Genomic DNA, 14,470 nt, shown 5'->3' with positions numbered 1-14,470 from the left:
GGCGGTGACCAAACCCGAGAAACAGGCGGCCTCAGCCGATCTGGGCGAGACCTTGGGTGAGCTCGGGCAATTGCCAAAATCCAAAACGGGTCGTCTGCTGATCCGCAGTGCTATCGTCGGCTTTTTTCTCGTCTTTGTTTGGATCTTTGCCATCGTCTACCTGCAATGGCGCGAGCACCGCCGGCCAGATTTCAGGGCCCTAGTGGAGACGCACTTGCTGCAGCTGCGCGCGCAAGAATATGAGCAGCTCTATGCCAACTCGTCCCCCCGCTTCCAAGAGTTGGTGCGGTTCGAAACGTTTGCCGATCGCATGCGCGAGCTCACCGATGCGGTCGGCCAGTTTCGCGAAATCGCCAGCATCGACAGCACCGACATGTATCGCGGTCCCAGCGGGTTAACTACCTATATCCGGCTGCGGCTCATGTTTGAAAAAGGCATTTGCCAGGCGGCCATGAGTTTTCACCGCACGGGCAACCAATGGCGCCTGCTGGAGGTGAGCGTCTCGCTCCCCCCGGCCATCGCCAAGCTGGAGACAACGGAAAAGCGGCGACAAGAGCGCTCGAAAGCTCCACCCGAGGTGATGCGCGCCGCCGAGCGCGTGCTCGCGCTCCTGGACGAACAAAAGTATCAGCTGGTGTGGGATGAGGGTGCGCCGCTGTTTCGCCAATCGATCACCCCCGTCGAACTCGCCGCGGTCGAACAAGAGCACAAGGAAGCCCTCGGTGATTTTGTCCGCTTGATCCACGCTACGGCGACTCAGTCCCCAGGAGGAACTGGCGCCACCCTCGATGGCATTGGCGAGTACGAGCGGGCCACCGCTCGCATCAGCATGGGCTTTGAACGCACCGGCCTCGCCGAGTGGCGCCTAGCGTTTTACCAGGTCGTGTTGCCGATGCCGCGCATCATGCGCGAGGTGTTGCCATCAGACGAAGACTTGCTGCGCGAGACGCTGCCGAAGCGTTAGCGCGCATAGCGGGTGAGCGCACGTGTCTTTCTGCTCGCAGATAGTGTGGGTGGACCGGCAGGTGGGCGCACGTGTCTTCCTGCTCGCAGATAGTGTGGGTGGACCGGCAGGTGGGCGCACGTGTCTTCCTGCTCGCAGATAGCACTCCTCCGGGGCGTGGCGAGACGGCTGTGGTATCCACCGCGCTCGGTGCCAACACCACTGCCCTGCAATCTATGCTCGCGGAAGAAACGTGCGCCACCTGCCGGTAGGCTAGTGCGCCGTGGAAGTACAGCGCAGTGGTCGCGCGCCGCTGACCACTAGCCCTACTCGACGATGACGAGGTCGCTGGCTGAGTGGCCGAAGACCTCGGGGGCATACATTTCTTCGGCGCGCGCGGGGGCGGCCGTAAACCGTCCAGGCGTCATTGCGCGCGCGGTGTAGGAAACGCCGTGCAGCCCTGCCGTCAGGCTGCCCGCAAAGGTTTCCACGCGGTCCATGCGGATGGCCTGGTAGTTGGCCCACGCCGGCCGTGCCACGCCGCCGCGTTCGCTGGTGGCAAGGCCGCCGTTGATGGCTTGCAGCCCGCCTGCGAGGTGATCGACCACCGCCACCTGGTCGCGCCTGGCGGTCGCACGCGTCATGACGTGCACCGCGACCCGCGCCCCGAGCTTGATGCGCCATGTGCCGTCGGCGGCGCGCACCACGTCGGCGGCATCGTCGATGGCCGCATAGGTCCGCTCGACGACAAAGCCAGCGGCGGCCGCGGCGGTGACCGAGCTTTGCGGCGCGTACCTAATCCCGAGGCGATAGTAGAGGCGACCCGCGCCTTCCTTGGCGATGGCGATATCGAGCTGCCGGGCATCGGCGCCCAGCTCGGTCCACGGCAGTAGGGCACGCCGCGTCTCTAATTGTCGGCCGGCAAATTTCTGCTCCACCGCGAGGCCATCGCCCACCCAACCGCGCGCGGTGAAGGCGGGTACGGCGCCCTCAAATGCGTCAAAGTAGGCACGCAGCGCGAGCAACACCCACAGGTTTTCCTGCGTCGAGCGCCAACGTCCCGCCGACTTGGCCGCGAGCAAGCCGCGCGCAAGCTTGGGCAGCGCGGGCGAGGTTTTGTCGACCGACAGCATCGCCAACAGTACTAATGCATTTGTGCGCGCCGACGACTGCAAAAACAAATGCTCGCCGCGCGTGGCCTGCTCGGTCGCGTGCGCCACGCTGGCGGTTTGGCTGAGGCTATTACCGAGGCTTACGACGAGTGCGCGGCGCTGCGCCGCCAACGTCGGGTCATTGCCAATTGCCAGCACCGTCAAGGCGCGAGTGGCGACGCTTGCGGTCTGCGGCTTGTTCGCCGCCAGATAACGCGCAAGTTCTGTGCCAATCGCTTCACCCGCGAGGCGGCGCACATAAAAGGCGTACGCCAACGTGTCGGTGCCCGCGGTCGTGCGCTTGTCGCGAGCCACGCCGCTGCGCGCCGCCATCGTAAGTTTTTTCAGATACGCCATGGCCGCCGCGCGCGCGTGCGCGTTGCGCCCGGTGGCCACCAAGGCATGCGCCACTTGCACGCTGACAAAGGCATCGCTGGCATCGCCAGGCCAAAAGGAAAAACCACCGTCATTGGCCTGCAAGGCGGCCAGCCGCTTGTCATCATGCAGCGCCTGCGTCGCCAAGGCCTGCGGTGCCAACGCGCCCTCGCTACCAAAGGCCGACAACACGTCATTTAGCGCGTGCGTTGCCAACATGCGCGCCGAAATTTGCTCGCCGCATTCGTAGGCGTACGTCGCGAGATAGAGATACGCGTCGGTGAGCGCCTGCAGTTGCGTCGATGCCAACGATAGCTCAAAGCCACCGACGTCGGCGTGAATCGCGTCTGGCACGGTCAGCGCCTGCCACGCCACGCCAGCATCGAGTTCGCCGTACACGGCGACGGCTTGTGTGGTGGCGGGCGCCACCACTTGCAACGTGCTTTGCATGGCGTCCTGCACGCCCTCACCCACCGCAACCACTTGAACCGTGGCCACGCCTATGTGCATGGTGCGCGCCGCAAACCGCACTTCCGCACGTGCTCCCGGCGCCAGCACCACGCGTTTGCCAAGATCGCCGGGTAGGGCGAGATTGCTGGCACGCAGCGCGAGCTTCACCGCTTGCTTGCGGCCGCTGAGATTTTGCACCACGACCGGCAGCCCAAACGTGTCGCCCACCGCGAGCACGCTCGGTGCCACCAAGCGCGCCTGTAACGGCTGCTGTGCCACCACGGCGGCTTCGCCCTTGCCAAATTGGCCCACGCCAGCCGCCGCGATCGCGACGATGCGATAGCGCGTGACGCTATCGGGCATCTTGCCGGTGAACGAAACGCGGCCATGTTTGTCGGTCACGAGGTTCGGCGCAAACACCGCGGTGGCCGTAAAATCGGCGCGCAGGCGCGGCAAGCCGATGCCGCCACCATAGCCGCTGCCCGAGCCTGAGCCACCACCTGTGCCCATGCCGGCGCCCCACAAACGGCTGCCGTGCGCTAGCTCATAGTCGTCGCTGCCTGGCACCGCCGTGAGCTGCGATAAAAGCGCGCGTCGCATCATATGGCCGCTAAACATCCCCCACGCCGCTTGCCCTCGGTTGGGATAAAACGGCGGCAGCGGATCGCCGTAGATCTTGTTCGATAGCGCCAAGACCGCCTCATCGACGACCATCAGGGCGACCTCGGCACCGGCCACCGGCCCTCCCGCCGCATCGGTGATCGCGACGTCAAAGGTTGCGTCCTGCCCGGGCCGAACGGTCGGTGCACTGGTTGGTACGACGTGCAAGCGCATGACGCTGGTGTCTACCTGCAGCTCCGCGGATGCGCGGAGTTGCTCGATAAACGGCGCCACGCCCGGGCGCGCCCGCGCCAAGGCGACGTCAACCATCACATGCACATTCGGCGCGTAGCCCGCATCGACCACAAACGCCAACTCGGTCGTCGGCCCGCGCAGCTCGACGCGCCGGCTGGTGATAATGCCTTGGCGATCATAGGTCACGATCGCCGACGCGGGCCACGCCTCGACGTCGATCGCGATTTGCGCCGTCTCGCCTGGGCGATAGCTCGCCTTATCAAGCCTTACCGCCACGGGTTCTTTGCGCGCCTCGCCGTGCCACGTCGCCAGCTCGGTCGTTGTCCGGTGCAGGCGCCGGCGTTCGTCGACAATTTCGGCCGTAAGGGCGTAGCGCAGGCTATCTCGGATATCGAAATCGCAGGCAACCGGCGCGCTCCCGCTCACCACGTCGCACGCCTGCTCGACGATTGACTTTGCCCCGGCGTCACCAAACTCCGACGGCAGATAGCCGCGTACAACCGCGTGAATTGGCACGCCCGACAACGCCTTGCCCGCGATGTCGCTGGCGACCAAGGCTACCGGCACGCGCGAGGTGTGGCCTGCCTGCCGCGACGTCACTAGCCGTCCCGCCTTGATGCCAACATAACGCGAGGCTGGATGCACTAGCACCGGCGAGGCCGCGGCGCGCACGTTTGTGCGGTCGACATCGGTGACGGTTGCCTCCAGCGTAACGACGGCCGGGGTGGCCAAGTTCCAGCCACCAAGCGCAAGCTGCACCTCACTCCCGCCGTGGTCCGAAATGGTCGTACTCAGCGTCTCGACGCGATCGCGGCCAAAGCGCATAGCGTCCAATTGATCGCCAAATTCAAAGTCATCCCAGCCCGGTGGCGTATACGGCGCCAACTCGACCTCTGCCCGCCAACGCACGCCAGCGCCCACCATCGCGCCGCCGCCGTAGTACCTGGCCTGCACGGCCGCCGTCAGCTGCTCACCCATAATCACCGGCGCGCCACCACCGAGCACGTCGGCCGTCACGTCGACCTCGAATGCGGGTCGCGCAAACTCCATCAGGCGCAAGGGATGGCGCAGCGTAGCGCCGGTGTCGCCTTCATCTTTGAACTCGATGCGGCCAAAGCCAAGCGCCACGGTCTCGGGCACCTCGATGGTGGCGTGAAACCCGCCACGCGGCGAGAGCGCCGCCTGGCCCGATGCGAAGCGTGTGCCGCGCGCATCATAGGCTTGATAGGCGATCGCACCCTTTGGCAGCAGCAGCGGCGGATTGGGCCCATTGTCCGATTTCCGGACAAATCCTTTGACCGCGATGCGCTCGCCTGGTTGATACATGCCGCGATCGTCCTCGACATGCCACAGCAGGGCCGCGCCTTTGCCGGCAAGCTGCCATCGATTCCATAACAAGACAAACATGTCGTCGGTCGCCGTGGTCACCCGCAGCATGGCCTTGGTGTTGCGCTTGCCGCCCAGCAGAGACACCACCGCTTGGCCGTCGCCATCGGTTTGCGCCTGCTGCCGCTCGCCGTCCGCGCTAAGCACAACGGCGGCCCCGCCCACGGCGGCGCCCCCGATTGCGTCGCTTACGAACACGCTCGCCCTCTGGCCGTCGATGCGCGTCGCCATGGTTAGCCTGCTGACGGCGATCCAGGCGATTTGCGCCGGCACCGCCGCCTTGCCCGGGAGCGGCTTAGCTTCGGCAATCGCGATGACATGGCCGGTGCGCGACTTAGACAATGCCCCCAGCAAGTCTTCGCGCACGGTTTTCCCGCGTCCTGCGCCCACCGCATAAGTTTTTTCGCTGACGCGCACCCCTGGCACCGCGCCAGGCTTACCGCCCTTGCGAGCGCGCTCCGCCGCCCACGTTTCATATGCCTCATACATCGACGGATCGACGCGATACAGCGTAATTTTCACGCTCGCGACGTGCTCGGCGGTGACCGCCCAGTGGGGATGCATGTAGCCGGGGTCGAGCTGATACAGCCCCGTGTTGGCGCTCACCGCAGGCTCAACAACGACGGGGGCCGACTTGACGCGGAAGGTAGCTGTCGCGGGCGCGGCCAAGGTTTGCCCAAAGATATCTTGCACGTCGGTCGAGACCGCGATCGCATGGTCCGCCCTTGGCGCCAAGGTCACATCGATCGATGCGTCGTTGCTCCAGAGGTCGACATCGTGCGGCATCTGCCACGCTTCGTCACCATCTGCGGCGCTGCGCGTCGCAATTTGGATCCACCGTGGATCAAACCGATACGCCGCAGGCTGTGGCGCTCCGTCCCACGCCGGCTGCCGCAAGGGATTGGAAAATCTCAACGCGACGCCATCACCAGCCAGGCACGACGGCACGCCGGGCCCCGGCGCCCGCGGCATGTCTTCATCGTCTGTCTCATAACGCTCGTCGCCGCACACAACCCCCTGCACAAAAAACCGCGGCGCAGTTTGAAACGTTTTCTTCATGGCCGACATCGCGACGCGCGGCCCCTCGGCCGACGCCGCGCCCGCCGCCAGCTCAATCGTCACGGTCTTGCCAACGGGCCACGCCGTGGTGGGCGCCACCACCAACACGTTGCGAGCGTCATCATCGGCCAGCCCTTGCGACGCCAACTCATCGAGATCGATTGACGGATTGCGACGCCAATGCGTCATGGCCTCGCCGAGCGTCACGACACGCAATTCGACGTTATGGCTCGCGCGCAGCGACGCAAGCATGCGCGCGGGATCAACCGCCTGATTAAATGCGAGCACAATAGGGCTGGACGGCAGCACCTTGGTCTCGCTCGGCCAGACCGCGTCGAGCGCCACCGCAGGGGTGCGAAACGCGCCCGTCGCGTCGCTTGCCAACACGCCGCCGTCGACCGCCGCCAGCCCCGCGGGTACGCGCACCTCGTACGAGGTTGCTTGCGGAAGTTTTCCGCTGGGTTCAAAGACCAGCGTCTGCGTGTCTTGCCAACGCCACGCACCTGCCACCGGCGGCGTGAGTTCCGCAACGGCCGGCGCGCCCCGCAGCTGAGCAAGCGGCACGACGGGGCGCGAAAATTCGACACGCACCATCTCGACAGCCTCCGTTTCTCCCTGCGGCCAAATTTTAGGCGGAGGCAGCGGCATGGGCGGCAAAACCGCAGGTAGTGCGTTCGCACCAAGCGCCGCCGAACGCGCAAGCAAGGGAATCTCAAGCGTGCCGCCGGTTTTGGGAGGGGGCGGCGCGCCTCGGCGCAACGTTGGCGCGGTTGGCGCAACGTTGGGCAACGCCGGCAACGTTGCCAGCAGCGCGATCGCGTCGCCTGGAGGCAGCGTCGCGACGTCGACCGCGCCTTCGCTCGACGTCGACGCCTTCGCGGCCAAGGCCAACTCAAACGTCGCCGTAAGGCCCAGCGCCACCTCGGGTCGTGGGGCTGCCGGCGGCGTGCTTGCGACGGCGGCAGCCGGTTGCCTTTCAGGCACGGCGGGTGCGCGACAGGCGGCGACCAGGGTGGCGACCAAGCCGGCAACAATGATGGCGACGGAAGATACCCCGCGGGCCGCTAGCGATTTTGTCATGGACACCTTGAGCAGTATGACACCGCGCCCACGCGTTGGTTTCACGCTCGCGGCCCTTTATTGGCCTAGGCCGTGCCTTGCCCCAGCGACGCCCACGGTGCAACTATCGCCTATGTCGCCATCGGCACCGTCCGGTTTAAACCCTGCCCCACTGGTGTTTTGCACCGCGGCTTATGAGCCCTTGTGCCGCGAGCTGTGCGCGCTAACGCAATGGGATGCCGGCGAAGTTGATCGCCGCGTCTTTCCCGATGGCGAGCGCTACCAACGCCTCCTCACCTCCCCTGCCGATCGCGAATGCATCCTCCTTGGCGGCACCGTCGATGACGCGGGCACGCTTGAGCTCTACGACCTCGCCTGCGCCCTCTCGCACTACGGGGCCGCGCGGTTGTCGCTGGTCATCCCGTATTTTGGCCACGCCACCATGGAGCGCGCCTCGCAGAGCGGCGAGGTCGTGACCGCAAAAAATCGCGCGCGCCTGCTGTCATCCATCCCCGCCGCCGCCCGCGGGCTCCAAGTATTCTTGCTCGATCTCCACACCGAGGGCATCACGCATTACTTTGAAGGCGGCATCCGGCCGGTGCACATCTATGCCAAGCCGGTCATCTTGGCCGCCGCGCGCGAGCTCGCCGGCGATGGCGTCGCCTCGCTGGTGTTTGCCTGCACCGATGCCGGCCGCGCGAAATGGGTCGAGTCGCTCGCGAACGATCTCGGCGTCCCCGCCGCGTTTGTTTACAAGCGCCGCACCAGTGGCGATGCGACTGAGGTCACCGGCGTCAGCGCCTCGGTGAGCGGCAAGCACGTGATCATTTACGACGACATGATTCGCACCGGCGGCTCGCTGCTAGGTGCCGCACGCGCCTATCAACATGCCGGCGCGGCGCGCATCGACGCCATCACCACTCACGGCGTGTTTCCCGGCGAGGCGTTTGAGCGGCTTACCGGCAGCGGCCTATTTGGCACCATCATCGCGACCAATAGCCACCCAAGCGCGCAGGGGCTGGCGGCGCGCGGGCTCGCGGTGCGCAGCATTGCGCCGGTGCTTGCTGCCCATCTGCTAGAAAACCGCTAGATTCCCGGCACACATGCAACTGTTGCGCGTTGGGGCGGCGGCCCTAAATCAGACTCCCTTGGATTGGCAAGGCAACCTAGCGCGCATTGAGCAGGCCGTCGCGGAGGCACGGCGGCAAGGCGTGGCGCTGCTGTGCCTGCCGGAGCTGGCGATTACCGGCTACGGCTGCGAAGATGCCTTTGGCTCGCCCGCGGTTGCGCAGCGCGCGCTGCAGATGGTCGTTGACTTGGCGCCGAGCACGGTCGGCATGGTGGTCGCGGTCGGCCTGCCGGTCTATTGTCAAAAGGCGCTGTATAACTGTGCGGCCCTGCTCGTCGATGGCCGTCTGGTTGGCCTGGTCGCCAAGCAAAACCTCGCCGGCGACGGCATTCACTATGAGCCGCGCTGGTTTAAGCCGTGGCCGGCCGGTCAGCGCGACACCATCGATGTCCACGGCACCCAACTGCCGATTGGCGATCTCCTCTTTGATATCGGTGGCGTTTCGATCGGCTTTGAAATCTGCGAAGACGCCTGGGTGGCCGCACGCCCCGGCGCGGGGTTGGCCATGCGTGGCGCCGACGTCATACTAAACCCGTCCGCGAGCCATTTTGCATTTGGAAAATTCGCCGTGCGCCAGCAGTTTGTCTGCGAGGGCTCGCGCGCGTTTGGCGTCGCGTACGTCTACGCCAATCTCCTGGGCAATGAAGCCGGCCGCGTGATCTACGATGGCGGCTGCATGATCGCCACCGGCGGCGCGCTGCAAGCCGTTGGGCCACGCCTGACGTTTCGCCCGCTCGAGCTCACCAGCGCCATCATCGATATCGACGGCCTGCGCCGCGACGAAGCGCGGCGGCCAAGCTCTCGTTCGCGGCACGACCTTGATGCCGGCACGATCACCGTGCCCTTTGCATGGCCGCATGCCGCCACGCCCACCGCGAACGCATCGCCCGCAGCGGCAAGCTGGGAGCAAAGCGTGCACCTTAAGCACGAAGAATTCACGCGCGCGGTGTCACTTGGCCTGTGGGACTACCTTCGCAAGAGCCGCGCGGGCGGCTACGTGATTTCACTTTCAGGTGGCGCCGATTCGGCGACGTGCGCAGCCATGGTCCACTCTGCACTGGCGCTCGCGCATGCCGACCTTGGAGCGGCAGCAGCCGCCGCCGCGGTGGCGCACGCCCCCGCGCTTAGCGGCCAGCTCGCGCGCGGCGACGTCCAAGCCGCCACCAGCGCCGCCCTCACCTGTGCCTACCAGGCAACCGCCAACTCATCGGAAACCACGCGCGCCGCGGCCGAGGCCATCGCCCACGCCGTCGGCGCCACCTATCTCGAACTGAATGTCGAACACCTTGTGTCCGAATACCGGACAATCATCGCGACTGCGCTCGATCGCCAACTTACCTGGGCACGCGACGACATCGCGCTGCAGAATATCCAGGCCCGCGTCCGCGCGCCCTCGGTGTGGATGCTCGCCAACCTGGCCGGCGCGATCCTCATCACGACGTCCAATCGCTCCGAGGCCGCGGTTGGCTATGCCACCATGGACGGCGACATGGCGGGCGGCCTGGCGCCGCTGGGCGGGATTGACAAGTCGTATCTGCGCGAGTATTTGCGCTGGCGCGAACACGACGCGCCACTAGGCCTGACCAGCTTGCCCGCGCTCTCGCACATCAATCGCCAGGCGCCCACCGCCGAGCTTCGCCCTGCCGCGGCGACGCAAACCGATGAGGCCGACCTCATGCCGTACGACGTGCTCGAAGCCATCGAGGATCTCGCTATTCGCGACAAGTACGCGCCGCGCGAGGTGTTGACGCTGCTGGCACCTCAATTCCCATCTCATCGCCAAGCCGACCTCGTCGCCTGGATCACGCGCTTTTTCACGCTGTGGGCGCGCAACCAATGGAAGCGCGAGCGCATGGCGCCGTCATTTCACCTCGACGATCGCAACGTCGACCCGCGCTCGTGGTGTCGGTTTCCAATTCTCTCGGGTGGCTTCGCCAGCGAGCTGGCCGAGCTAGCTACTGCACCGTGATCAAGCCCGTGAATTCGTGCGGCGTGCAGTAAAACGGAAATTCCCCAGCCACCGTAAACTTGAGGCACACGGTATCGCCAAAGCCGACATCAAAGGCATCAGACGGCGTGCCGGGCGTCCCTGACTGCGCATCGTGACCACCGCCGATTTCGAACTTCACAATGTCATCCACGGCGATCGTCGCCGCATCGGGGCTAAAATTAAAGCCATCCGTCGTAATCGTCGCCGCCAGCGTGGCGCCCGCGCAATCGACCACTTCGACGTCGCCACCCGTGGGAGGTGGTGGCGGTGGCGGCTCTGGGTTGCAATCGTCAGCGTGGCAATGGGTGTCCTCGGTGTGGCAGCTCGCAAGCAAACCCACCGCGGCAATTACTAGTGAAATACTTTTCATGCGCCATGTATGACATATCGCGCCCCGCCGCGGCGAGGACAATCGTGGTGCCGCCGTTTCCAATCTAGAAAACTGGTTTTACCTACGGCGCGCTGTGATCGTTTTCGTCCGCGAGCTGCTTAAGTTTTTGTTCGAGCTCGGCGATCCGATCTTGCAGAATCTTGACATCCTTATTGAGGGCCGTCAGCGGCGAGATGCCGCCAATGGCGGTGCGAATTCGCTCATCCATGCGCGCCTGCCATTCGGTCAGCGCGCCCCGGCTGTGTTCGGCCCACTCGCGCAACGCCGCGAGGCCTCGCGCCTTGGCCTCTTCGCTCGACACCTCGGCCGTAGCTGCTTCACCATTTGCGGCACCTTCGGTTGCCGCGTCAAAGCCCTCGCTACCGTCTTCGCGGCGCTTGTTATATGGCCACAGGCCCTGCACGCGGCGCTGCGCCTCGGCGATCCAGTCGCCGCCATTTTGGATGATGGTCCGCATGGCGCCCAGCGGCATGAAACTGCGCTTTTTTTCCTCTTCAAAGATGATTTGGGCGAGCGTGACGGTCGTCAAATCTTCCTTGGATTTGTTGTCTACGATCTGTACGTCCTCGCCGGCCCGGATCATTTCGGAGATTTGTTCGAGCGTCACGTAGCGGCTGTGCTGCGTGTCATAGAGCTTGCGGTTGGCGTAGCGCTTAATCACTCGTGCTTCGGACATAACAAACCTCGGGGGAACAGGAGCGGCGGACCCTATCACGCACTGCGGCAAAGGAGCAACGATTCCCTTTGGAGCCCATTTTAGGCTATGATTAAGCGTGCTTGCGCCAGGATTTATCGCCAAGGTCGTCGCGATTTCTGACGCAAGTATGCGTGCGCACTTGGTCGCCCAGGAGCTCGCCACGATGCGGCCGACCGAGGCGGCCGGCACAATTGCAGAGGCCATTCGGAGCAGCGTCGGCGACCGCGACGCCAAATCGCAGGCGGCTTTGCTCGCCATCATCATGGCGTTAGGGACTAACAAATTCAACTACTTAACAATTGAGGCGCTGTATCGCGCCAGTCGGGCCGAAAGCCTAGATGCGGTCGCCCGCATGTTGCTCCACCTCACGGCAAGCACCGACATGCCGACAAACCCCGAGCGCGCGCTGCGTCCTAACGGCAGGCCGCTAACTCTCGGTGAGCGAAAGTCCCTTGCGCGCACGCGCGACCGCGACACGATTTCCTTGCTGTCGCGCGATCCAAACCCTGACGTCGTCGAAATCTTGCTCGGCAATCCGCACCTGACCGAACGCGATGTCATCCGCATTGCGGCCCACCGACCTGGCTTGCCCTCGGCGCTGCGGGCCATCGCGCGCCACCCGCGCTGGCTCGCCGCCCCACACGTACGCTTCGCGCTGGTGTGTAATCCAGCCACCGACGTTAGCCTCGCGATCCGGCTCGTCGCGACCTTGCCTCGCCACGACATTGAGGCCATCGCGCGTGAGGGGTTCTTGCACGGCGAAGTCGTCGTGCAGGCGCAGTTGGTCTTGCGCCTGGCGTCCTTGCCTGTCGACCTTGTGAACTAGCGAACTAGTGAATTAGCGTCCGCGTCGTGCCGCGCGCGCGCGGGCCTTGCGCGGAGTCACCGTTTGGTTCGCGGCGGCGTCGACGGTCAGGCGCCGATCGAGTCGCGGCAGCGTACTTGACGTGCCTGGTCGATCCACCGGTAGGACCACCTGCCCCGCCAGCTGCATGCGACGGGCGCGTCGCGCCTGCAACACCGTGCGCTTGGAGATCGCCACCGACCTTAACTCGCCGGTATGATGCGCGAGGTGCAAGAAGCGAGGAATCTCAACGGGCGTCTCAAGCACGCTAGAAAATTCTTCGTCGGTCACGGCTTCTAACATCTTCATCGCGGTCTGCGGCAGGGCAGCGTTGTCATTGCCAATTGTCGCGACCATCTGCGAGAACCATCGCGTCAGGCCCCTGCGACCCGCCCCGCCATCTAGGCCCCACCGCCTCAGGGCGACATCGATATTGTAGACAAAGCCCTGCGCAAAATAGCGCTCGAGATTGCCTAGGTCGCCGCGCGTGCGCTCGGCGCGATAATCTTGGGCGACCGTTGTTAGCACCGGCAAATCGGCCACCTCGGCCATGCCGAGCGACGCGCGATAGTCCAGATCTGCCGCAAAACCGCCAAAGTCGCGATGCATGAACCGTCCCGTGGGTTGGCCGTCCTCGCCTATTTCCATCAGCACGTTTTGCGCGTGCGGCTCTGAGGTGATGCCGTGTTCAAACACCAGCTGTGCCCATTGGCGCGCAAACGGGCGCAAGATCTTGGCCTTGATAAAGACGTCGGGCGCCAGGCCGGAACGCTTGATCATGCCCCTAAGCAGCGGCTCAGCGCCGTCCTTGGGTTCGGCGTAAAGCGAAAACAGCGGCACCAAACGGGTACGCCCTGACGCAATGTCGGCAGGCACAGCGCGCACCAGCATGCCCGCCTCGTCCATCCCCTTGGGCACGATGCCCCACGGCTCAGGAAAGTAGCCAAACGACTCAGGCAGCGACGCGCCATCGCTTGCCAAAATCTTCGAGATGCCGACGCTGCGCACCACTTGCGATGAAGACACCGTGCGCGACGCCCCGCCGATGACGGCATCGAGCGAGAGCTTGGCGAAAAATGCCGAGGCCTCCTTGCCTTGCTCCCACACCAGCAACGTCCGCGACGACGACGTGGCCGTACCCATAAATGACGGCGCCTTTTGCGCGCGCGCCGTAAGCTTCGCGTAGAGCTGCTTGCTCTCGGGATGAACCAGCAGTCGCACTTGCGGCTTGCCGTCGTGGACACGCGTGAGCACGGCGCGCAGGCCTGGCTCAAAGCCGCCGCTATCAAATTGATGGACATCGTTGGCGTCCAGCCAATACGACTCGATCTCAAACACGTTGCCAGCTTCCGGCGCGTAGCGCGGGTCCTGCTCGTTGTCCTTAGGCGTAAGAATTCGCGACGTGTTTACCTCACGGCTCAGCAGCTGCTGCTCGGTCGCGATCAACCGCGCAAGCCCTGGTGCGATGTCCTCAGCAATGGCTGGTGGAGGTGCCAGCAGGAGCGCTGCAAAGGCCACAATCAGCGCAAGCGTTTGAAATTGTTTGCGCCGAACAGAGGCGTGGCTACAGGAAGACCCTAGCCACGTAAAAGCAAAACCCGGGCCAAGCTAGTGCCGTGTCCCAGATGTTATGAGCCAGGCTGCGCCGGGATCACGCCCGAGGCCAAGGCGCGAGGAGTGGAGTTTGGTGGTTCCAAACGACCGACGAGCAACGCAGGCATCGGGCGTCAGACCTAGCAGGGTGGCTCATGTTGTCTGGGACACGGCACTCGGCTTAGCGCCGCAGCGATGCGATGCGACTAACCGCGCTGGACAGGGTCTTTTTTGCGACCGCGGATAATTTCTGCGTCCTGCGCATCAATCCCGGCGGGCAGTTCGTCGCGACGAGCGTCGCCACTGGCCGCCTGCTTATTGACTTCAATTTCGTCGTCGCCCGCCGCTGATTGCTTGAAGCCGCGAATCGCCTTGCCAAAGGCTTTGCCAATCCCCGGCAGTTTGTTGGCGCCAAAAATGACAAGCACGATCGCTAAAATGAGCAGCAGCTCTTGAACACCTAAACCCATATACCGCCTCCTATATCGCAACGGATGGCACTGTACCACCGCCAATGCAGGTCGATTGGCTTTTAATCACGAACCCAC

9 protein-coding genes are annotated in these 14,470 nt (G+C 64.5%); 4 read left to right on the top strand and 5 right to left on the bottom strand.

Annotation, left to right across the window (positions count from 1 at the left end):
- The first annotated feature begins 4 nt into the window (after positions 1-4).
- Complete coding sequence (locus IPL79_18435) at positions 5-964, top strand: hypothetical protein (GenBank protein ID MBK9072954.1); 960 nt, start codon at positions 5-7, stop codon at positions 962-964.
- A 305-nt stretch (positions 965-1,269) separates the two neighbouring features.
- Here IPL79_18435 and IPL79_18430 read toward each other — a convergent pair whose 3' ends face one another.
- Positions 1,270-7,299, bottom strand: coding sequence for a hypothetical protein (locus tag IPL79_18430; protein ID MBK9072953.1), 6,030 nt, complete (start codon positions 7,297-7,299; stop codon positions 1,270-1,272).
- A gap of 112 nt (positions 7,300-7,411) precedes the next feature.
- Between IPL79_18430 and prs the strand changes: the two genes are divergently transcribed.
- The gene (gene prs / locus IPL79_18425; GenBank protein MBK9072952.1) at positions 7,412-8,368 is read left to right on the top strand and encodes a ribose-phosphate diphosphokinase; all 957 of its coding nucleotides are present in this window, start codon (positions 7,412-7,414) and stop codon (positions 8,366-8,368) included.
- A 13-nt stretch (positions 8,369-8,381) separates the two neighbouring features.
- Positions 8,382-10,376: an NAD(+) synthase gene (gene nadE / locus IPL79_18420; GenBank protein ID MBK9072951.1), complete on the top strand. Its 1,995-nt coding sequence runs from the start codon at positions 8,382-8,384 to the stop codon at positions 10,374-10,376.
- Here nadE and IPL79_18415 read toward each other — a convergent pair.
- Both IPL79_18415 and IPL79_18410 read right to left on the bottom strand, forming a co-directional pair.
- Positions 10,363-10,767 (bottom strand): hypothetical protein, encoded by a 405-nt coding sequence (locus IPL79_18415; protein MBK9072950.1) that lies wholly within the window; start codon positions 10,765-10,767, stop codon positions 10,363-10,365. The two genes, nadE and IPL79_18415, sit on opposite strands and share 14 nt — an antisense overlap.
- 82 nt (positions 10,768-10,849) lie before the next feature.
- Positions 10,850-11,464, bottom strand: a complete 615-nt coding sequence (locus IPL79_18410) for a transcriptional regulator (GenBank protein ID MBK9072949.1) — start codon at positions 11,462-11,464, stop codon at positions 10,850-10,852.
- A 97-nt stretch (positions 11,465-11,561) separates the two neighbouring features.
- Between IPL79_18410 and IPL79_18405 the strand changes: the two genes are divergently transcribed.
- Positions 11,562-12,311: a hypothetical protein gene (locus IPL79_18405; protein MBK9072948.1), complete on the top strand. Its 750-nt coding sequence runs from the start codon at positions 11,562-11,564 to the stop codon at positions 12,309-12,311.
- A 12-nt stretch (positions 12,312-12,323) separates the two neighbouring features.
- Here the strand turns inward: IPL79_18405 and IPL79_18400 are convergent, their stop codons facing one another.
- Both IPL79_18400 and tatA read right to left on the bottom strand, forming a co-directional pair.
- Positions 12,324-13,847 (bottom strand): hypothetical protein, encoded by a 1,524-nt coding sequence (locus IPL79_18400; protein ID MBK9072947.1) that lies wholly within the window; start codon positions 13,845-13,847, stop codon positions 12,324-12,326.
- A 281-nt stretch (positions 13,848-14,128) separates the two neighbouring features.
- Positions 14,129-14,392: a twin-arginine translocase TatA/TatE family subunit gene (gene tatA, locus IPL79_18395; GenBank protein ID MBK9072946.1), complete on the bottom strand. Its 264-nt coding sequence runs from the start codon at positions 14,390-14,392 to the stop codon at positions 14,129-14,131.
- Positions 14,393-14,470 lie beyond the last annotated feature (78 nt).

It is taken from the genome of Myxococcales bacterium (assembly GCA_016716835.1).
Classification (GTDB): domain Bacteria; phylum Myxococcota_A; class Polyangia; order Haliangiales; family Haliangiaceae; genus JADJUW01.
The sequence above is the reverse complement of the archived record's forward strand: the minus strand, read 5'-3'. Positions and strand labels throughout refer to the sequence as shown.

Coding starts and splice junctions, on each gene's coding strand:
- IPL79_18430 (MBK9072953.1), bottom strand. CDS start 7,299: ATGACAAAATCGCTAGCGGCCCGCGGGGTATCTTCCGTCGCCATCATT.
- prs (MBK9072952.1), top strand. CDS start 7,412: ATGTCGCCATCGGCACCGTCCGGTTTAAACCCTGCCCCACTGGTGTTT.
- nadE (MBK9072951.1), top strand. CDS start 8,382: ATGCAACTGTTGCGCGTTGGGGCGGCGGCCCTAAATCAGACTCCCTTG.
- IPL79_18415 (MBK9072950.1), bottom strand. CDS start 10,767: ATGAAAAGTATTTCACTAGTAATTGCCGCGGTGGGTTTGCTTGCGAGC.
- IPL79_18410 (MBK9072949.1), bottom strand. CDS start 11,464: ATGTCCGAAGCACGAGTGATTAAGCGCTACGCCAACCGCAAGCTCTAT.
- tatA (MBK9072946.1), bottom strand. CDS start 14,392: ATGGGTTTAGGTGTTCAAGAGCTGCTGCTCATTTTAGCGATCGTGCTT.